Origin of the sequence: Dyadobacter sp. CY326, assembly GCF_021390515.1 — a bacterium.
GTDB lineage: Bacteria > Bacteroidota > Bacteroidia > Cytophagales > Spirosomataceae > Dyadobacter.
Genome location: NZ_JAJUXI010000004.1, coordinates 73,551 through 92,924, shown reverse-complemented (window position 1 = coordinate 92,924; position 19,374 = coordinate 73,551). Strand labels below are relative to the sequence as shown.

The following is a 19,374-nucleotide window of genomic DNA, read 5'->3' as shown; positions in this document are numbered from 1 at the left end:
GTCAGCAAATTGTTTCAAAATAGGATTTTTTAGTTTATAATTGCATTCCTTTTGCACACGCTTTAATTTTTTGTCGCACACATATGGATCAAACTTCTGTTTCTAATCGAAAGTACGTACATCGATTGTTGAGCAAACACGCTTCTACCGATGAAATTCTGATTATCACGAGTTATGACTATTTTCTACAGAAATACGATTTAAAGAATCTACGAGAAACCTACCGGGAAATAATCCTGGTCCCGCACACAGCAGATGACGATTATTTGATCAACTACACTGTCAGACCGTTACTGGACAAGTTTGAAAAGGTCCATCTTGTCACAAATCCACATTACGACAAGCGTAACAAGGTTATCTACGAGTTAGTTATTCGCAAAAACAAATCCATTAGAATCACAACAGTCTACGATTTTTGCGAAAAAAACCTGAAGAAAGTTTATATCCCGGAAGACATTTCTGAAATAAATCCAAACTTGTCCGACATGCCGTCGTTCGGCAGGAGAGTAAGATATCCGAAGAAGATTATTGACGTGGCAGTCTCAATCATTTTGTTTTGCCTTACATTCCCCTTGTGGGTTCTTAGTTACTTCAGAATCAAGTTTGAATCCCCTGGGCCTGTATTTTATTATCAGGAACGGGTTGGAATGGACAACAAAGCGTTTAAGTGTATAAAATTTCGCTCAATGTCCTTAGACGCGGAATCTAATGGAGCCACGTTCTCCAAGAAAAACGATTCCAGAACGTTCGCATACGGATCATTCATGAGATTGAGCCGGATAGACGAACTGCCCCAAATCATCAATATTTTTAGAAGAGACTTATCATTGATCGGTCCAAGGCCAGAAAGGCAAGTTTTCACCGAAACTTTCGACGAATTAATCCCCTACTACAACGCTCGCCACAGCATCAAACCTGGAATTACAGGCTATGCTCAGGTTATGTACTCTTACGGAGCGGGTGTTTTTGATGCGCGCCATAAATTGATGTATGATTTATATTACATCAAGAACTGGACGCTGATGCTGGAATTGAAGATAATCTTGCTGACCGCTGTGGTTATATTTGGCAAAAGAGGTCGGTGATTCTTCTTTATTAACGCTTCGTTACTCCGTTAAAGACGCTGTTCAATTTCGTCTGCGAATTACTTTTACAAATTCTCAGGCACGTATTTTAGACAACTTAATTCAAAAACATTGCTATCATTTTAGATGGAGAAAATCCATTTTTATCAGATAACTTTGGCAAATTGAACGCTGTCCCGTTTTGAGTAATTATTACATTAAATGCCGGTCCCACTCTATCTGAAGCAACTTTTCCTTATTGCTGTAATCACTTGTCTCGCATTGGCTTCACACGCCCAGGACTCCACTGTATATTACAAAGCTAGCATTCTGGTATCCGGTGCCACGGACCAAACACCGTTTTGGGCACACGCAAATCAAAATGGCAGCATTCCACTTGATGGCAACTTCGGACTTGTTAATGCGGGCATTTATAAAGTTTATAATCCGCACAACCCGAGGACATTCCAATGGAGCGGCGCTATTCAAGGCATTGGAAGTTATGGAAAATCCGCAAATGCTTTTTTATCCGATGCTTACCTTGCTGCAAAGATTGGGAAAATTGAAATCATGGCTGGCCAAAAAAGCAATGTGATGGGCATCATGGACACCACACTCACATCCGGGTCACTGTCAGTGGCGGGCAATGCAAGGCCATTTCCACGCGTGCAAATTTCAGCACCTAATTATCTGCCGTTATATTTTACCAAAAACTTTGTCGCGCTGAAATTCTCTTATTCCGAAGGCTTCTTAGGGAGCAGCCGCTTAAACTATGGTGTCGAACGCGAAGTTTCCTACACCTACTTTCACCAAAAATCGCTTTATTTTCGCTTTGGACAAGATAACGGACGTTTAAAAATCCACTTTGGCGCCAACCACCAGGCAGTTTGGGGAGGCGAAGAGAAAATCACGCCACTTTTTGAGCTGGAACCGTTGAAGGCTTATTGGTATACAATCAGCGGGAAAACATTGAATTACAACAAGGTTGGCAACCACTTCGGAACGGTTGACCTGGCCGGAGAATGGCAAGGAAAAAAGTGGTCTTACCTGCTCTATAGGCAGAATATTTATGAAACTGGCTCATTGTTTAAGCTCATTAACTTCCAGGATGGACTCAATGGACTGAGGTTAAGAAGAATAAAAGCTTCTTTTGTAAAAACGTCGTCATTTGCACTGCAAAGTGCTCTAATTGAAGTTGTTGGAACAAATAGTCAAGTGAACCGCTCTCCGCTGTCCGGTCTTTCCATCTACGAAAAAGGCAATTATTATAACAGTTACATTTACCAACGCGGCTGGTCGTATTTTGACCGCGGAATTGGAACGCCGCTCGCACCAGGCAAAACAATAACTGATAAAAAGTTGCCCTTCAATGCCACAGAGTTCACCAATAATAATAGGTTTTGGGCATTTCATGGCGGGATAACGGCAACATGGCTAAAAGCATATTTTGGTTTAAGAGCCACTTATTCAAGAAATTCAGGCTCATTACTCAGCCCGTTTGACACAATGAAAGAGCAGATTTCCTTGTCGCTCACGGCGGAGAAAAACGTTAAACTGCTTAATGGGTGTAGCGTTTTCACAAATCTGACTTCTGATTTCGGTCAACTTTACCCAAAATCTTACGGTCTGATTGCTGGCATTCGTAAAAGTGGATTCCTTGACTAATGGTTACATTTGCTATTACTGTTATGTCCAATATGAATAGCAAAAAGTTATACTTATTTTTGTCAAAGAGTCACATTATACACATTACGAAAAGCTTGAGGGCACGCTTATGAGATTCTTTCCTTTCCTTCAATTTTTGCTATGCATTTCTTTCGCCGGCTTCTCGCAATCCGAGCCTGACCAAGTTCCGGAATATGCAGATTCTACAATCAATTTCGTCGAGATTGCTGGCTTTGGAAGCAATAATACACATATGCCGTTTTGGATTCAGGCGAACCAGTTTGGAACTGTGCCGCTAGATGTCCCTGCCGGAACCGCCCGCATTTCATTGGAAAATTACTGGCCTTTGTCTCCGAAGTGGCGTGCAGGCATTGGGATTGAAGCAGTTGGGAATTTCAACGAAAACAAGAAACTGCTCTTGCCGCAGCTGCATGCAACATTAAAGTTTAAAAACTGGGAGCTCTTCATCGGAAGAAAAAAACAATATGTGGGATTGGCTGACTCGACATTGGGATCAGGTTCTTATGCTTGGTCAGGCAATGCGCTGCCGATTCCAAAACTTTACATTGGAACGAGCGGCTTTGTTGCCGTTCCCCTCACAAAAGGCTGGATCTCGTTCAATGGCTTTTATTCCGATGGCTTGTTTGAAAAAGGCAGACCGTCAACCAGTGGGCTTAAATTTCATCAAAAAGCATTTTACCTTCGCCTAGGAAAAATCGATTCCCGACTCAAATTATATGGCGGTTTCAACCATCAAGTGCAGTGGGGCGGTAAAGCGAAAGATCTTGTTTCCGAAAGCGGAAATCTTCCCGACGGCTTTGCGAACTATTTACACGCAGTTTTCGGGACCATCGGTGGGTCGGGAGAAGATGTGACATTCTTTGACAGCACAAACCGGGTGGGTAACCACTTGGGATCACTCGACGTTGCGTTTGAAGTCGAAACTTATGGAAGCAGCATTTATGTTTACAGGCAATTTATCTATGAAGACGGCTCTCTGTTTTATCTGAAAGGCGTTAAAGATGGCCTGAATGGCATTCGCATCAGAAGAAAAAATTCTTACGGAGCGAATTTCGAAATAACTGAAGGCGTTCTTGAAATGCTTTTTACCAAGGACCAGGGCGGCGATCAGTTTGACATGGGAAATGGCAAAAAGCGAGGCAATGATAACTATTTCAACAATCAGCAGATCCGTGACGGATGGTCCTATCATGACCGCACCATTGGAACCCCGTTCATTCCACCAACTTCACAAACCAAATGGAATTGGCCAAATTATGCCGACAATTTTACGAGTAACAATCGGGTACTGGTATGGCATATGGGCTTAAAAGGAACACTTTTCAGAAAATTGCAATGGCATACCAAACTTTCCTACTCGAGTAATTCCGGAACTTACAGAGAACGTTTCCATGATTCACCCAAACAATTTTCAGGCCTCATTGGCGCACAAACGAATGTAAACCTTCTGGGCGGAATGATTGTAAAAGGTTCTTACGCCAGCGACATTGGTGATTTGTATCGCAAAACCCATGGCTTTATGCTTGGAATTAGAAAAGAATTCTCCTTCAATTAAGCAGCAGCATTCGGTTCCTTGGCTCCTTAATCAGTGAATTTCTGCACGGATTTTTGCCGCCAAACTTGCTAATTCTTCCTGAGACATTGTTATTTTTTTGGAAAAATCAGCGTCCTGCATGCTGTTAAGCGGGAGCAAATGAATATGTGTATGGGGCACTTCCAGCCCAATTACAGATAACCCAATGCGCAGGCACGGCACCACTTTCTGAATTGCAGGAACAATGCTCTTCGCGAAAAGAAACAGCTCTGCGTATAATTTATCATCCAGATCAAACAAATAATCAATTTCCTTTTTGGGAATGACAAGCGTATGCCCTGCTGTAATCGGGAATGCGTCGAGGAAAGCCAGAAAATCTTCTGACTCAGCAATCTTGTGTGAAGGAATGTCGCCGCTGACAATTTTTGAGAATATAGAAGCCATCAGATTTGTGTTAAATATAGATTCCAGGCAAAATTTAGCGCAGCAACGCTCGTTTATCTTTCCACGGAATAAGTAATTAAAAACTTAAAAGTACTTAATATTGTGCTCCAAAACTTTAACAACAAGGATATGAATTTTACAAAATGGCGTGCTTTCACGAAAGGAACAGTTGTCGCATTGTTTTCAATTGCATTGATCTCAGATCCGGCAGAAGCTCAGGATAAGGGAAAGTGGGTGAAATTATTTGATGGCAAAACCCTTAACGGCTGGCACAGCTGGCAATCTGACAAAGTATTGCCTCAGTGGAAAGTGGAAGGTGACGCAATCGTTCTTTCAGAAAAAGGCGGAAAAGATCTTGTAACTGATAAAGAATATGGCGATTTCGAGCTTGAATTGGAATGGAAAATTGCAGAAAGCGGAAACAGCGGCATCATTTACCACGTGATTGAGGACAAAAAATATTGCTGCCCTTACTCAACTGGCCCTGAAATTCAAATTCTTGACGATGTTAAACACCCTGATGCAAAGGCTGGAAAAGAAGGAAACCACAAGTCAGGCTCACTTTACGACATGCTTCCTCCGACCGATTTTGCTGTGGTGAAACCTGCTGGCGAGTGGAACAAAGCGAAAGTGATCATCAAAGGCGGAAAAGGCGAAAGCTGGTTGAACGGCAAAAAAGTCGTTGATTTTCCGGCGCAAGGCGGCGAATGGGACAAGCTTGTTGCAAACAGCAAATTCAAAACCTGGGAAGGATTCGGCGCATCTCCAAAAGGAAAAATTGCTTTGCAAGATCACGGCGACAAAGTTTCATTCAGAAACATTCGGATTAAGGAGCTTTAATGCTTCCGAATTCAGAGTTCCAGACCAATATTCACGGCTATAAACGCGGCTAAACGGCCAGTTTTTTTGCCGGAGCAGAAGGGGCAAGTAAGCGTGCGGTTCTTTTGATGATTTGCTGTAATGATACAAATCATCATCCGTCAGAACCAAGCCCTTATAAGCCCCTTCCCTTTTTACAGTTATATCACCAAAAGGAAGCTCCTTCTCAAAATCATCATTACGCTTCACCAACTGATCCTTCAAAAGCCAGTCGGACTTGAATTTGCCCGTCGGCACAGGCATGGGCCGAAACTTTCCTTCCGAAACTTCTAACGCATATTCGAGATAGGATTTCAGAATTTTGGGACCTGCATTCGCAGTCTGATCAGTTTGTAACTGCGCTGGCCATAAGCTCGTTACGAAGTAAATCTGCTCTCGCGCCCTGGTGATGGCAACATTGAGCCTGTTCTCCCCGCCTTGCATATTCAAGCTTCCAAACTGCATGGAAACTTTCCCTTTTTCATCCGGCGCATAACCCATTGAAAAAATAATAATATCACGCTCGTCGCCCTGGACGTTCTCGATATTTTTCACAAAAAGATCTTTAAACAAGACGCCATCCTTTTCAAACCTGTCCTGAATTGCAGCCTGCTGGTAAAAATTGAATGTGACCACACCAACACTCTTACCGGAAGGCCCAAGCTCCCTAACCAGCTCCACAACCTTTTCTATTTCAATGAGATTGACATTGTTCTTCCAAACGCCGTCTGTTTTGATGTAATGGATTCCGGGCTGGCTCTCATTTATTTTTGCAAAATCAGGAAGGAGCCGCAATGTGTCTTTGTAAAAATGCCTGTTTGAGAAATCGATCAGATCCAAAGAAAGGCTTCTGTAATGGCCTGTGAGCTGATATTGATCCAGCGATTGCGCCGCCAAATCGAGCAGTGACTCAATTTCCATTGCCGGCGAATAAGTGTCTGGCTCCGCTTTATCCTCGTAGCGGATTTTGTATAAATCACTTGGAGAAAGCTGTTTGCTATCTCCCGTAACCACAATTTGCGCACCGCGAAACGCCGCCGGCAAACCATATTCCGCATAACATTGCGAAGCCTCGTCAAAAATCACAAGATCAAATAACGCTGCCTGCATTGGAAAAACGGCTGATACGGCCTCCGGAGAAGCCATCCAGCACGGCATGAGGGCGAAAACTTCATCCGTATAATTTTCAAGCAGCTTCCTTATCGGCCAAATCTTACGCTTTTTTGTCACTTGATGACCCAGTTCGCGATATGTTACGCGGTTGCCAAGCCTGTTTTTAGCAACGTCTTCGTAAGTCGCCTCACGAAGTTTAATGCCGGTGATGTCGGTGCTTAACTTTTGTTTTCCAATGATACATTCCTGCAAACCATCCTCCCATTGCTTCATTTTCAGCGAAGTAACCGCTCGCAAGTCTGGATATTTGCTTTCAATGTGTTCAATCCAGGCCAGTTTAATGCTGTTGTCAAAGAGATTTGGAATTGTGTCAACATTGGTGTGGCTTAATTTGCGGCTAGCTTCAACAACCAGCTTTGTAACAGTTTGTTCAACATGAGTCAGGCTGCTAAAAAGCTTGTCCATATCAACCATTGAATCAAAATCCTTGCGCAGTGACGCCAAAAGTTGCTCGCTATACAATGGTGGTTCGTCAAGCAGCTTTTGAATTTGCTCATTCAACAAAAACGGCGACATAGCGGCTTCAATGCGGTTCCAAGTTTCCGCCCAGTTTTTGAGATTGGTTATAATGTCAAGAAAAATCGCAGCATCCGGACATTCAGTTGCGATCTTTTTAAGAATTGATGTCCAAGGATTCAATAATGCCCTGACTGCCGCATCAGCCGCCGCCTCTGCCTTTTGGAAAAACAATGAATATTCCGCGCCAACGTCAGATGCATCATTATCAATGTCTTTATTATCGAAGATCAAAAGTTTGTTACCCAACCAACTTTCCAATTCAATGCGATTTCTGAGCCTGATTTCAAGGATTGAAAGGTCTTCCGAAGAAATAGAAAGTCCGTTTTCCTTTGCCACTTGCTCCACTTCGCGCTTTTCTTTGCCAAACATATTCCACCATAGTCCAGAAACCGTGGACTGATTGGCCTCAATCGATTTTTTCAATGTTTGTGCAAAAGCAGCAAGTTTCGTAGAAGGCAGCGAAAACGCAATGCCATCTTCCGCCAGAAATCCTTCCAATGCATCCGTGGTTTGCCTGATGAATGCAAGCCGCTCGTGCACATTGGAGTTGGATGAAATGTATTTTTGAAATTGTTTGAATGTTATCGGGTCCGATACGAGCTCAGAAATGTCTGTGAGACGTTCAATGAGCTCGTTTTTGTTTTCGAGAAAATCCAATGAAAAGGGCTGTCGCGTTAGCTGCTCGAACTTTTGCGCTTGTTTCTGATAAATTGCCGGCCATTCGCTGAGCATCTTTTCCATGTTGCGGAGCTCCGCCAACCCGAAGTTTGCAAAGCTCTTGCGCTGCTCCCAAAAATGATCGGGCAAAAAATATGCAACGTAACTGCTGTACGTTTTCAAATTCCTTCGGAAAACATCCAGGTTGTCCATCCGAAAAGACCGGAAAACTTCACTCAGATTAACCTGGGGCGCTTTTTGATCGCTGGTCAGATACAGTTCCTTAATGCTTACACCGCATTCATTTTCATCAAACAATGCTTTGCGAAATGCGTCGAGCTCCTGCACCGTGCGATCGATTGCCCGGCTTTGCTGCGTAAATTGCCGTTCCAAAAAAACAGCATCCAGGCTATAATTTTGCTGTTTATAAGCTTCAACTTTATCAATTTGGGACGCCAGCTGACGATATAAACCAGGCCGGTCGTTTTTGAAATCATGAATGAGGCCGACAAAATCAGTCATTCCAATAGTTTGCAATCTTTGGTAAACCACATCAAGCGCGACCCTTTTCTGGCAAACCAGCAAAACACGTTTACCTCTCGCAGCAAAATCGGCCATTAAATTGCAAATCAGCTGCGATTTGCCGCTCCCCGGAGGCCCTTGCACCACGACAGATTTCCCAGATTTTACTGCTAAAATGATCTCTTCCTGGGACTGGTCAACCGAAAACGGCGTTAGGATTTCCTCTTCTTTGACGATCCTTGATTTGGATGGCGGGCTTAAAATATCCTTTTTGTCTTCTTCCAAATCCGCCTCAATCAGTGGAATGTTGAAAGTTGATTCTTGCGCGTTTTCGATCAGCAAGTTGTAATCCGGGACCAAGTGAGATCCGGCTTGGGGGAAAATGCCGAGAACCGCTTCCGGGAAGAGTTTCAGCTCTCCATTGCGCTCATTAACATCAAGTTCTGAGCTTTTTTGCGCATTAAATGGAATCAGCTTATCCTCGAAAAGCTCCTGATTAAAATTGATTTTGAATGGTGTAGACTTCAACCATTCGTACAATTGCGTCCTGAATTCCAGAAAATCCTTGGAGAAATCTTCGAATGATTTTTCAAGCGTTTCGTCCGAAATTACCGATTCATTAAAATGTGCGTAAGCAAGCGCAAAACTTTGATTAAGAAGCACTTCGCTTTCCGGAACTTCAAACAGACACCATTGCTCACAATCCATTTTTAATGTGACCGGGAAAAACAGCAGCGGCGCATGGATTGGCGTGCCGTCTGAAAGTTTACCCTTCACAAAAGGATATCCGACATATAAATCGCGCGAACCCCGCTCCTCTTCAATAAAACGCTCGGTGCGGGAAATTTTCCTTAGCTTTTTGCTAACCTCATTTACTTTCTCAAAACGTGCATCGGCAACATCGCAAAGTGCAATGCGCGTTTTTCCCTGGATTAACTGCCTAATCAGTTCAACAGAAGGCTTTTCAAGAAGAAAATCTGTTTCATTCAGATCCAGGAATTGTTCCGAGGGCAAGCTCGGCAATAACAACGATTTGTTGCGCGTACTAAGATTTGTAAGCCGTTTTAAGTAAGCTTTGAGAATGCGATCCATAAAAACCAAACGATCCTGAACGGTTAACTATTTGGCAACGGCTCCGGATGTGACCTGTTTTTTCTCAGGGAAAATTACGGACGCCAATATGCTCACGGCCAAGATGCCCACAATCACATACAGGGAATAAACCGTTTCAAAGCCCATTTCCTCCAAAGGCTTGTGGAACAGCATTTTCGCGCCGATAAAGACGAGCAGGACGCCCAAACCATATTTGAGGAACCGGAAAAGGCCCATGATATTGCTTAGGAAAAAGAACATGGATCGAAGCCCCATGATGGCAAATATGTTGGAAAAGAAGACCACATAAGGATCTTTTGTCACTGAAAACACGGCCGGAACGGAGTCAACAGCGAAGATTAGGTCAGTGAATTCAACGATCAGCACAACCACGAAAAGCGGTGTTACAAGCCATTTTCCTTTCTTCAAAACAAAGAAATGCTCGCGAACATATCTTGGAAAGACAGGCAAATATTTGGCAGCAAATTTCACAACAGGATGCTTCGCCGGATCAATTTTTTCATCTTCCCCGCCTTCAAAAAAGATTTTTCCACCCTGATAAACGAGCAGCAATCCGAAAATATAAATGATCCATTCAAAGCGCTGCATCAATGCAGATCCAAGGAAAATGAATATGAACCGCATGACAATTGCCCCCAAAACGCCCCAGAAAAGCACTTTTTTGTAATATTGTGGCCTAACGCCGAAGGAAGAAAAGATCAGGATAATGACAAAAATATTGTCCACCGAGAGTGCATATTCAAGAAGATAGCCTGTGATAAATTCAAGCGACATGTTCTTCCTGTAAATTTCAAGGCTGCCCTCATAATTTCCCGGAATCAGCTTCAATTGCGGCGCATACTTGTCTTTCACCGCCGATAAATCGGCAAAGTTTTCCATGCCATGCACCAGATCTCCATGCGTGTTAATGATGACGTAGAAGACGAGCGCCAAAAAAATCCACGCAACCGTCCAGGCCGCAGCTTCACCAAATTTTACTACGTGATCTTTTTTATTAAAAACGCCAAGGTCTAAAAGCAGCATGATGCTGATCACCAATATAAACCCGCCAAAAAACAGCACTTCGTTGGAAAACATGAATGTATATTTAATAAAAATAAATCGACCAGAGACAGGATAAAACAATAAATAGCAATCTATGCAATCCTGTCAAAGAGGCAAAGGTAACTAAAATATAAAGTGCTTAAATTAAATAGGACGGGCGGCGGAAATTTAATGTACGGCAGGGATGATGCCCATTAAAACCGGGCAATGCGTCGTCGAATGTTTCACTTTTTTTCGACGCCTATAAAAAAATGTGCCCTGCATATCAATTGAGTAACAATTTGTTAATAAAAAGTTGAAATTTTTTTGTTAAATATTTCACTCAAAAACTTGCGTCACATATCAGCGGTTTCTACATTTGCACCACCATAATCAAAAACGGTTATGCGAAAGTAGCTCAGCTGGTAGAGCGCGACCTTGCCAAGGTCGAGGTCGCGGGTTCGAACCCCGTCTTTCGCTCAGAGGTTAAAGCACCGGAAACGGTGCTTTTTTTCTCTATATGCCATCTCAATAATTGGCTAATGCCGGGGTGGTGGAACTGGTAGACACGCAGGACTTAAAATCCTGTGAGCCGAAACGCTCGTACGGGTTCGATTCCCGTCCCCGGTACAAGCCCTTAGCATCGCGCTAAGGGCTTTTTTAATGTCTGATTGCTTTACTTAGGCAATACTTTCCTACATTTAATCCTTATGTTTTCCAATCCTTTGCGTGCATGAAGCTTTTGCTTATCGAAGACGAACCGAGCGTAATTTCCCTGATCCAAAGAAGCCTTTCCGCTGCCGGACACGAGATTACCGTGGCAATGGACGGGCGTTCGGGGCTTGAAATGGCTTCGCAGCACGTTTTCGACATGATTATCCTGGATCTGATGCTGCCCGTAATAAATGGCATGGAGGTTTGCCGGAAAATTCGCAGCTCGGGGTCTGTAACGCCGATTTTAATGCTTACCGCATTGGGAACGACGGAAAACATTGTTTCGGGACTCGATGCTGGTGCGGACGATTATTTGACAAAACCTTTCAAATTAGCAGAACTGGAAGCCCGTATCAGAACGCTTACCCGACGTGGCAAAGAGGTTGAAAAGGAGAAAAACAGCACAACCATTGAAATTTCGGACCTTGTTTTAAACACCGAAACCAAGATTGTTCAGCGAAACGGGCACATTATTGACCTCACAGCGACGGAGTTCAGGCTGCTCGAATTTTTAATGGTAAACCAAAACAAAGTGCTGAACAGGATGGAAATCCTTGAAAATGTATGGGACATTAATTTCAACCTGGGCACCAATGTGGTCGATGTGTACATTAATTACCTGCGCAAAAAGGTTGATAAGAACCAGAAAAACAAGCTGATACACACGATTTTCGGAATGGGTTACGTCATGCGCCAGTCATATGAAGATCCAAACTAAAATTGCGCTCAGCTTCACCATACTCACTTCCGGCATCATCCTGGCGCTGAGCATCTTCATTTATATTTTCGGGTCAGAAAGCGTTTCAAACAGCTTTTATCACCGTTTGGAAGTGCGGGCCGACATCGTTGGACACGCTGCATTGCAGACAAGCAAACGCACAACATCTATTTATTACGATATCAAGGAACGGCATTTGGGCGACTTGCCATTTGAACAGCATCGAATTATCAAAAGCGGTGAAGTTGAAAAAGCAAAACGCCTGAGGGAACAGATGCCGATGCCGCCCTCGTTTTACGACAACATTGTCAGAAAAGAGCCTGCCCGCTTCTTTAAAAATGACACTTCCTACATAGGATTGAACATTAACCAAGCCGGCCAGTCCATCATCATTCTCTCCTCCGCTGTTGACCTTTACGGACTTGAAGAGATCGACAACCTGAAAAAATTACTGACAGTCGGATTTTTCATTTCCATGTTCTTCGTTTTTACATTCGGAAGGCTTTTTTCAACGCAGGTTTTCAATCCGATTCGCCGGATTATCCGCAATGTGAAGGGAATCAGCGCGCATAACCTGCATCAGCGGTTGGATGTGGGCAGCAGCAAAGATGAGATCGAAGATCTTTCACACACATTCAATGACATGCTTAATCGCCTGGAAATCACGTTTGATATACAAAATAACTTCGTCAGCAACGCATCTCACGAGTTCAAAACGCCGCTTACTGTAATTAGCGGAGAGGCGCAACTGGGACTTTCCCTAGACAACATTCCGCCTGCCGCAAGAGCCTCATTTGAAACCATTTATAGAGAAACAGGAAGACTTGAACACTTGGCAAACAGCATGTTAAGCCTCGCACAAACAGGTTTTGACGGCAAAAAAGAGCAATGGTCCAGGATCAGAATTGACGAGTTGGTGCTTTCGGTCAAAGAAGCGGTCGACAAGATTATGCCTGCAAATCAGGTTACGATCAACTTTGACCATTTGCCCGACGATGAGGCCAAATTAACAATCAATGGAAACGAGACTTTGCTGACAGCGGCTCTTTCCAACATTGTGCTGAATAGTTGTAAATATTCTGATAACAAGCCGGTTAGCATTATTATTTCTGCGGATAAAACACATTCAGTCATTGAGATAAACGACGTCGGCATTGGAATTCCCGATCGTGAGATTGCGCAGATTTACGTTCCGTTTTTCCGGGCATCCAATACAGAACGTTACAAAGGATATGGAATCGGCCTTCCTTTGGCCAATAACATCATTAAAAAACATGAGGGCGCAATTGTCGTCAATAGCCAGGTTGGTGCGGGGACGAGCTTTAAGGTGCTTTTGCCCTTTGTTAAATAGCCTCTCTAATCTCATTTTAATGTTTTAATCTTCTTCTAATATTTCTCTCACCACATTATAACGTCCGATTTAACCCGTCTTAACATCCTCGCCTTAACATTGCATCATCAAATAAATGCATTGTTCACAAAAGCGACAAGATATGAAAACAGTTGTTATCCCCGGCGATTTTAGTGTGGAAACCATGCAGGTTGCGCAGCTATTTACGCGCAATGCGCACGAAGAGTTTTCCATCGTTTTTACGCATCTGTTCCATGTGACAGACGATATTCAGGACTTGCTTTTCTCGACTTACAGAAAAAAAGAATACGATTTTGTTTCCGAAGCATTCTGGCGGGATTGTCACATTCTCAAAGACTTGTACGGAAACAAACTGAAAAGCATCAAGGTCGAATTCTTTTACGGAAACAAATTGGCCGCATTCAAGAACTTTCTTGACGCACAAAATGCCGACTTCATCGCCTACTCCGAAACTTTCGGCATTCCCAAACTTTGCAAAAGCAGCCTGGATGCCTTGCCGGTCATTAAAAAAGCCGGAATCCCACTCATTGACACAGACTTACTCGAAGAACCAGCTAAGGCACAAGAAATATGCTTCTGAAAAAAAACATTCCTATTAAATATATTTTTGGCAAGATCAAATACGAAATATTTTTCGTCGCCATTTATGGTTTTGCCATTGAGATCATCTATAAAAATTTTAATATAACAGAGATCTCAATTCCAATGACTGTCCCCACAGTGCTGGGAACGATCATTTCACTCCTGCTGGCGTTTCGTTCAAACCAGGCTTATGACCGCTGGTGGGAAGCCCGGATTATCTGGGGATCGATCGTTAATGACTCCCGATCGCTGGCTCGCCAAGTTATGTTTTTGATTGAAGATCCTTATGAACCGGAGCAAATTGATGGCTTCAAACGGCGCTTTATCAATCGCCAGATCGCATGGTGTTTTGCGCTTGCAAACGGCCTTCGCAAGGAAGACACCATGCCGGAAATTAAGCGACTTGTTACGCTGGAAGAATGTGACTCATTGGCAGATTACGACAATAAGCACGTGGGGCTGATCCAGTTACATGCCCGGGATCTGAACAATGCATTGAAACAAGGCTGGGTAAACCCATATCAGCAGATTCAACTGGATGCAACATTGACGCGCCTGACTGATGCAATGGGAAGATGCGAACGGATCAAAAACACCGTTTTTCCTTCAACTTACAGCTTATATATTCATTTGGCGCTCAATTTCTTCATTTTGTTGCTGCCGTTTGGATTAGTCGAACTCTTCGGATTTTTGATGGTTCCTGTGCTGATCGTAATTACTGCATGTTTTTTCCTGATTGAGAAAATGGCGATTCATCTGCAAGATCCTTTTGAAAATAAGCCAACAGACACGCCAATGCTTACGATATCGAAAAATATTGAACGCGATTTGAAGCAAATGATGTGTGACAAACAGGCTCCCGCCACCGTTTTGCAGCCAGAGCAGTTTTATGTTTTGTAAATAAATTAGGCTGGAAGCAAACAAACATTCAGCCACAAGTGTCTAAGAATTTATTCTATAAATTATATAAAAGACTTCCTCAGTGAAGTCTTTTTTTTTGGTGGCTTATCACCTATATTTGAAGTTTTCCAAAATGTAAAGACCCTTATATCATGTAAGGCAAGCTCCTTTTTACAGTGAAAGTCACGCCTAGCCAACGATAAAGAATGAAAGTCTCTCCCTTAGAGCCGTTTAAGATTATTTATTCCATTCTCAACCACGAGTTTTTGGGATATATCTTCGAACCCTTCGTGGTTCAATTGAATGCGCAGGGCGACTTTACTTTCCAAATCCAGAACATATCGTCTAAAAACATCAAGGAATTCCGCACCGGCATAGACCAGCGCGACGTGGAGCTCGTTGGCTTAATAGATGACATTCAGCAGGATGTCATCCTCCGCAAATTCAATCCCAAAAAGCTCCATGCAGTTGATTTTTTTCTGAAAGTTTATGATCCGCAAAAAGGTGATAAAACGGTTCAGGAAGCCATTGCAGGCTATTTGGAAAATTGTAAGGCCCGCATTCTTGAACGTTTGAATGGCAAAGACATCTTTATCATGGGCAGTGACGGCAATCCGCTTTGGAAACCGGTCGCTTGGGAGCCGGAGAAAGCCACAATTCGCTTTCATTTTATCAGAAATGAAGACAACACGCATTACTTTCCCACGATCCGCCACAAATTCCAAAAGGTTGATTTCCAATATAAAAATGCTTTCCTCATTTGCGAAGAACCTGCCTGGCTCGTCCTGGATGGGCATTTGTTTCATTTTGAAGGGCATGTCGACGGCAAAAAAATAAAACCGTTTTTGGCCAAAAAATTTATTGCGATTCCAGGCCAGGTTGAGGAGCAATATTACGGCCGTTTCGTGGCACCACTCATTGCTTCCTATGACGTTGTGGCAAGAGGGTTCGAGATCAGGAATGTGTCATCTATGCCCAAAACGGTCCTGACGATCTCAGAATACAATTCCAACACGAAAAAAGCGCCCGCATTTTTTCAGGATTCGGACGTGGAAGTTTTGGAAGAAGAAGATAACGACGTTGCATTCGATTTGTCGTTTCAATATGCCAATTTTTCTTTCCATTACGACAGTTTTGCGCATGCGTCAAGCGTGCATATGGAAAAAAAAGGCAATGATTATCTTTTCAATAAAGTAAAACGCAGCATTGAAACCGAAAGTCAGAACGTGGCTTTGCTGAAAGAATGGGGACTCAACATTCGCAATGGCAAGGTTCAAATGCCGAAATCCCAGGCTTTCGGTTGGCTGCAAAGCAATGCTAACTTACTGACAGACAATGGTATTATCGTGCGTCAAAACACCAGCGACGCGAAACGTTATTTCTTGGGTTATTCGTCCATTGACATTTCAATCCAGGAAGGGCGCGATTGGTTTGATATCAATGCAAAAGTAAAGTTTGGCGAATTTGAGATCCCGTTTCTTCAATTAAGGAGTTACATTCTCAATCGAAAAAAGGAATTTTTGCTTCCTAACGGAGAAATTGCGGTGATTCCTGAATGGTGGTTTACCAAATATTCGGAATTCTTTTCTTTTACGGAGCACGATGGCGGCGATGATCCGCTCAGGTTGCGGATGCATCATTTAGCATTGGTTCAGGAGCTTAAAGAAGAGAATCTTGCCACGGCCGTGATCAGCCGCAAACTCGAAAATCTAAGAGATTTCAATCACATTGAAGCCGTTGACCCGCCGCAGCATTTTGAAGGGATTTTGCGCCCTTACCAAAAAACTGGTTACGATTGGCTGCGCTTTTTGAAACAATATCGCTTCGGAGGTTGCCTTGCGGATGATATGGGTTTGGGCAAAACAGTGCAAACGCTCGCGTTATTGCAGGCTGAAAAGGAAATCGGCATTAAGGAACCGTCCATGCTCATTATGCCCACCTCATTGCTTTATAACTGGCAATTGGAGGCGAAAAGATTTACACCTTCGCTGCGCGTGCTACTTTACACAGGCACAAACCGTGAAAAAGACACAGCGCAATTTGACAATTATGACCTGATCTTGACATCATATGGAATCGTCAGATTGGACATTGACTTTATCCAGTCTTATTGTTTCAATTATGTGATTTTGGATGAAAGTCAGGCGATTAAGAATCCGGCTTCTATTATAACAAAGGCGGTTAGGAAATTAAATTCTGCCAACAGGCTGGTACTTACGGGCACGCCCATCGAAAACAACACATTGGATCTGTGGTCACAAATGTCTTTTGTAAATCCGGGTTTGCTCGGAAGTCAGACATTTTTTAGGGATGAATTTCAAATCCCGATCGAAAAACGTGGCGATGAGGAGAAAACGAAAAGACTATATAATCTCATTAAACCCTTCATTTTAAGAAGGTTAAAATCCCAGGTCGCGACTGACCTGCCTGAAAAAGTGGAAAGCGTTCAATATTGCGACATGTCCGAGGAGCAGGAAAAAGCTTACGAAGAAGCGAAAGCTTATTATCGCAACATGATTCTGCAAAGCATTGACACAGAAGGCATTTCCAAATCACAGCTCGTTGTTTTGCAAGGACTTACGAAGCTGAGACAATTGGCAAACCATCCGTTAATGGTGGACCCGGATTATACACACGGCTCGGGAAAGTTTGAAGATGTGCTTTACAAGATGCAGACTGTCATCAGCGAGAATCATAAAATTCTGATTTTCAGCCAGTATATAAAGCATTTGGATTTGTTCAGGCAGTTCCTGAATGAAAAAGAAATCACTTATGCATATCTGGATGGCTCAACCAAAAACCGCCAGGAACAAGTGGAGCTTTTCCAAAACAATGATGACATTAAAATCTTCCTGATTTCGCTCAAAGCAGGCGGATTAGGCCTTAACCTCACCGCCGCAGATTACGTTTTCATCCTCGACCCCTGGTGGAACCCCGCCATCGAAGCCCAAGCCATAGACCGCGCCCACCGCATCGGCCAAGATCGGACGGTTTTCACTTATAAGTTTATTACGAAAAACTCCGTTGAAGAAAAAATTCTGGCATTGCAAAGGACTAAGAAGCAACTTGCGGACGATTTGATTTCTAATGAAGAAGGGTTTATTAAATCGCTAAGTCGGGAGGATGTTTTGAATTTATTGGCATAAAAAATGTCATCCCGAACATTCAGGATGACATTTTTAAAATATAACTTTATTCTAAACCGACAGCGCAGATGCCTCACGGCTGATCAACGCCTCTCTATCTGGTCCAGTCGAAATAAATGTAATCGGCAATTTCAATTCTTCTTCCAGAAACTTCACATAAGCCAACAATTCATCCGGAATGGCTTCAAAATCATGAATTCCATCCAATGATGTTTCCCAGCCTTTGAAATCCTTATAAACCGGCTCGACCGTTTCGTCACACAAATCGTATGGCAAATGATCGGTTAAGGTTCCGTCTGGAAGACGATAGTTAGTGCAGACGCGAATGTTGTCAAAGATTGTCAACACGTCCACTTTCATCATAATCAGCTGCGTAACGCCGTTAATCATGATTGCGTATTTCAATGCAGGCAAGTCCAGCCATCCGCAGCGGCGTGGGCGTCCGGTTGTAGCGCCGAACTCACGGCCTTCCTGGCGCATTTTTTCGCCTGTTTCTTCTAATAATTCTGTTGGAAATGGGCCGCTTCCTACGCGTGTACAATAGGCTTTGAAAATCCCGAAAACCTCTCCTACCTGGCTTGGCGCAATGCCTAAACCTGTGCAAGCGCCGGCCGTCATGGTTGTGGAGCTTGTTACGAATGGGTAAGAACCGAAATCAATGTCTAATAAAGAGCCTTGCGCGCCTTCTGCCAAAACTGTTTTTGATGCTGCTAATGCTTCATTCACAACATATTCGCTGTCCACCAAAGTAAACTGCTTCATGAATTCGATTGCACCAAAGAAGTTTTCTTCCGATTTTGGAAGCACTTCTGAGTAGTCAAATGCATAGAAATCAAGAATTGTCTTGTGTGCGTCAACAAGCTTTTTATACTTGGCTGCGAAGTTTGGAGAAAGAACATCTCCTACGCGCAAGCCTAATCTTGCCACTTTGTCCTGATAAGCAGGTCCAATTCCTCTTAATGTTGAACCGATTTTAGAATCACCTTTTGAACGTTCGTAAGCAGCGTCCAGCAATGAGTGGGTTGGAACAATAATCGATGCTTTTTTGGAAACAAAAAGATTACTAATCAGGTCCAGATTGTATTTGGCGAGATTTTCGATTTCTCTTTTGAAAACGATGGGGTCCAAAACGACTCCGTTTCCGATAATATTCTGGATATCGCTGCGGAAAATACCTGATGGAATCTGGTGCAAAACGTGCTTAATTCCATCAAATTCCAATGTATGACCTGCATTTGGCCCTCCCTGGAAACGGGCTACAACCTGATAACGTGGCGCAAGAACGTCCACAATTTTACCTTTTCCCTCGTCTCCCCATTGAAGACCAAGTAATACGTCAACTTTCATTC

13 protein-coding genes and 2 tRNA genes are annotated in these 19,374 nt (G+C 43.2%); 11 read left to right on the top strand and 4 right to left on the bottom strand.

From position 1 onward, the window contains the following. The first annotated feature begins 83 nt into the window (after window positions 1–83). The 3 genes from LZG73_RS25575 (at window position 84) to LZG73_RS08745 (ending at window position 4,305) form a co-directional block, all read left to right on the top strand. Window positions 84–1,085 carry a sugar transferase gene (locus tag LZG73_RS25575; protein WP_310588393.1) on the top strand — a complete coding sequence of 334 codons (1,002 nt, stop codon included), beginning with the start codon at window positions 84–86 and terminating at the stop codon, window positions 1,083–1,085. A gap of 201 nt (window positions 1,086–1,286) precedes the next feature. Continuing rightward, a complete protein-coding gene (locus tag LZG73_RS08750) occupies window positions 1,287–2,729 on the top strand; it encodes a capsule assembly Wzi family protein (RefSeq protein ID WP_233847745.1) in 1,443 nt (480 codons plus the stop codon). 109 nt (window positions 2,730–2,838) lie between these two features. Next, window positions 2,839–4,305 carry a capsule assembly Wzi family protein gene (locus tag LZG73_RS08745; protein WP_233847743.1) on the top strand — a complete coding sequence of 489 codons (1,467 nt, stop codon included), beginning with the start codon at window positions 2,839–2,841 and terminating at the stop codon, window positions 4,303–4,305. A gap of 30 nt (window positions 4,306–4,335) precedes the next feature. On the opposite strand, the gene LZG73_RS08740 is transcribed toward LZG73_RS08745, so the two are convergent. Beyond that, window positions 4,336–4,728, bottom strand: coding sequence for an HIT family protein (locus LZG73_RS08740; protein ID WP_233847740.1), 393 nt, complete (start codon window positions 4,726–4,728; stop codon window positions 4,336–4,338). Between the two features lie 129 nt (window positions 4,729–4,857). On the opposite strand from LZG73_RS08740, the gene LZG73_RS08735 reads away from it, so the two are divergent. After that, on the top strand, window positions 4,858–5,568 hold the full coding sequence (locus LZG73_RS08735; protein ID WP_233847739.1) for a DUF1080 domain-containing protein: 711 nt from the start codon (window positions 4,858–4,860) through the stop codon (window positions 5,566–5,568). On the opposite strand, the gene LZG73_RS08730 is transcribed toward LZG73_RS08735, so the two are convergent. Together LZG73_RS08730 and LZG73_RS08725 are read right to left on the bottom strand one after the other, a co-directional pair. Next, window positions 5,536–9,549 carry an AAA domain-containing protein gene (locus LZG73_RS08730; RefSeq protein ID WP_233847738.1) on the bottom strand — a complete coding sequence of 1,338 codons (4,014 nt, stop codon included), beginning with the start codon at window positions 9,547–9,549 and terminating at the stop codon, window positions 5,536–5,538. The genes LZG73_RS08735 and LZG73_RS08730 overlap by 33 nt on opposite strands. Window positions 9,550–9,576: 27 nt before the next feature. Then, window positions 9,577–10,647 carry a TerC/Alx family metal homeostasis membrane protein gene (locus LZG73_RS08725; RefSeq protein ID WP_233847737.1) on the bottom strand — a complete coding sequence of 357 codons (1,071 nt, stop codon included), beginning with the start codon at window positions 10,645–10,647 and terminating at the stop codon, window positions 9,577–9,579. A 353-nt stretch (window positions 10,648–11,000) separates the two neighbouring features. On the opposite strand from LZG73_RS08725, the gene LZG73_RS08720 reads away from it, so the two are divergent. From LZG73_RS08720 to LZG73_RS08690, 7 genes are all read left to right on the top strand, one after another. Beyond that, a tRNA-Gly gene (locus LZG73_RS08720) sits at window positions 11,001–11,073 on the top strand. A 64-nt stretch (window positions 11,074–11,137) separates the two neighbouring features. After that, window positions 11,138–11,223: transfer RNA gene (locus LZG73_RS08715), tRNA-Leu, on the top strand. Between the two features lie 103 nt (window positions 11,224–11,326). Beyond that, on the top strand, window positions 11,327–12,025 hold the full coding sequence (locus tag LZG73_RS08710; RefSeq protein WP_233847729.1) for a response regulator transcription factor: 699 nt from the start codon (window positions 11,327–11,329) through the stop codon (window positions 12,023–12,025). Next, window positions 12,009–13,376 (top strand): HAMP domain-containing sensor histidine kinase, encoded by a 1,368-nt coding sequence (locus tag LZG73_RS08705; RefSeq protein ID WP_233847727.1) that lies wholly within the window; start codon window positions 12,009–12,011, stop codon window positions 13,374–13,376. Before LZG73_RS08710 ends, LZG73_RS08705 begins: the two co-directional genes overlap by 17 nt. A 142-nt stretch (window positions 13,377–13,518) precedes the next feature. After that, window positions 13,519–13,977, top strand: coding sequence for a hypothetical protein (locus LZG73_RS08700; RefSeq protein WP_233847725.1), 459 nt, complete (start codon window positions 13,519–13,521; stop codon window positions 13,975–13,977). Beyond that, on the top strand, window positions 13,968–14,879 hold the full coding sequence (locus LZG73_RS08695) for a bestrophin family protein (protein WP_233847723.1): 912 nt from the start codon (window positions 13,968–13,970) through the stop codon (window positions 14,877–14,879). The genes LZG73_RS08700 and LZG73_RS08695 overlap by 10 nt, the downstream gene beginning before the upstream one ends. Before the next feature lie 206 nt (window positions 14,880–15,085). Next, window positions 15,086–18,025 (top strand): DEAD/DEAH box helicase, encoded by a 2,940-nt coding sequence (locus tag LZG73_RS08690; protein ID WP_233847719.1) that lies wholly within the window; start codon window positions 15,086–15,088, stop codon window positions 18,023–18,025. Between the two features lie 51 nt (window positions 18,026–18,076). Here the strand turns inward: LZG73_RS08690 and LZG73_RS08685 are convergent, their stop codons facing one another. Beyond that, complete coding sequence (locus LZG73_RS08685; protein WP_233847718.1) at window positions 18,077–19,372, bottom strand: adenylosuccinate synthase; 1,296 nt, start codon at window positions 19,370–19,372, stop codon at window positions 18,077–18,079. Window positions 19,373–19,374 lie beyond the last annotated feature (2 nt).

Excerpts from the sequence above, each read along its gene's own strand:
- LZG73_RS08685 (WP_233847718.1), bottom strand. The coding sequence starts at position 19,372 with ATGAAAGTTGACGTATTACTTGGTCTTCAATGGGGAGACGAGGGAAAA.
- LZG73_RS08735 (WP_233847739.1), top strand. The coding sequence starts at position 4,858 with ATGAATTTTACAAAATGGCGTGCTTTCACGAAAGGAACAGTTGTCGCA.
- LZG73_RS08750 (WP_233847745.1), top strand. The coding sequence starts at position 1,287 with ATGCCGGTCCCACTCTATCTGAAGCAACTTTTCCTTATTGCTGTAATC.
- LZG73_RS08695 (WP_233847723.1), top strand. The coding sequence starts at position 13,968 with ATGCTTCTGAAAAAAAACATTCCTATTAAATATATTTTTGGCAAGATC.
- LZG73_RS25575 (WP_310588393.1), top strand. The coding sequence starts at position 84 with ATGGATCAAACTTCTGTTTCTAATCGAAAGTACGTACATCGATTGTTG.
- LZG73_RS08705 (WP_233847727.1), top strand. The coding sequence starts at position 12,009 with ATGAAGATCCAAACTAAAATTGCGCTCAGCTTCACCATACTCACTTCC.
- LZG73_RS08730 (WP_233847738.1), bottom strand. The coding sequence starts at position 9,549 with ATGGATCGCATTCTCAAAGCTTACTTAAAACGGCTTACAAATCTTAGT.
- LZG73_RS08700 (WP_233847725.1), top strand. The coding sequence starts at position 13,519 with ATGAAAACAGTTGTTATCCCCGGCGATTTTAGTGTGGAAACCATGCAG.
- LZG73_RS08690 (WP_233847719.1), top strand. The coding sequence starts at position 15,086 with ATGAAAGTCTCTCCCTTAGAGCCGTTTAAGATTATTTATTCCATTCTC.
- LZG73_RS08710 (WP_233847729.1), top strand. The coding sequence starts at position 11,327 with ATGAAGCTTTTGCTTATCGAAGACGAACCGAGCGTAATTTCCCTGATC.
- LZG73_RS08725 (WP_233847737.1), bottom strand. The coding sequence starts at position 10,647 with ATGTTTTCCAACGAAGTGCTGTTTTTTGGCGGGTTTATATTGGTGATC.
- LZG73_RS08740 (WP_233847740.1), bottom strand. The coding sequence starts at position 4,728 with ATGGCTTCTATATTCTCAAAAATTGTCAGCGGCGACATTCCTTCACAC.
- LZG73_RS08745 (WP_233847743.1), top strand. The coding sequence starts at position 2,839 with ATGAGATTCTTTCCTTTCCTTCAATTTTTGCTATGCATTTCTTTCGCC.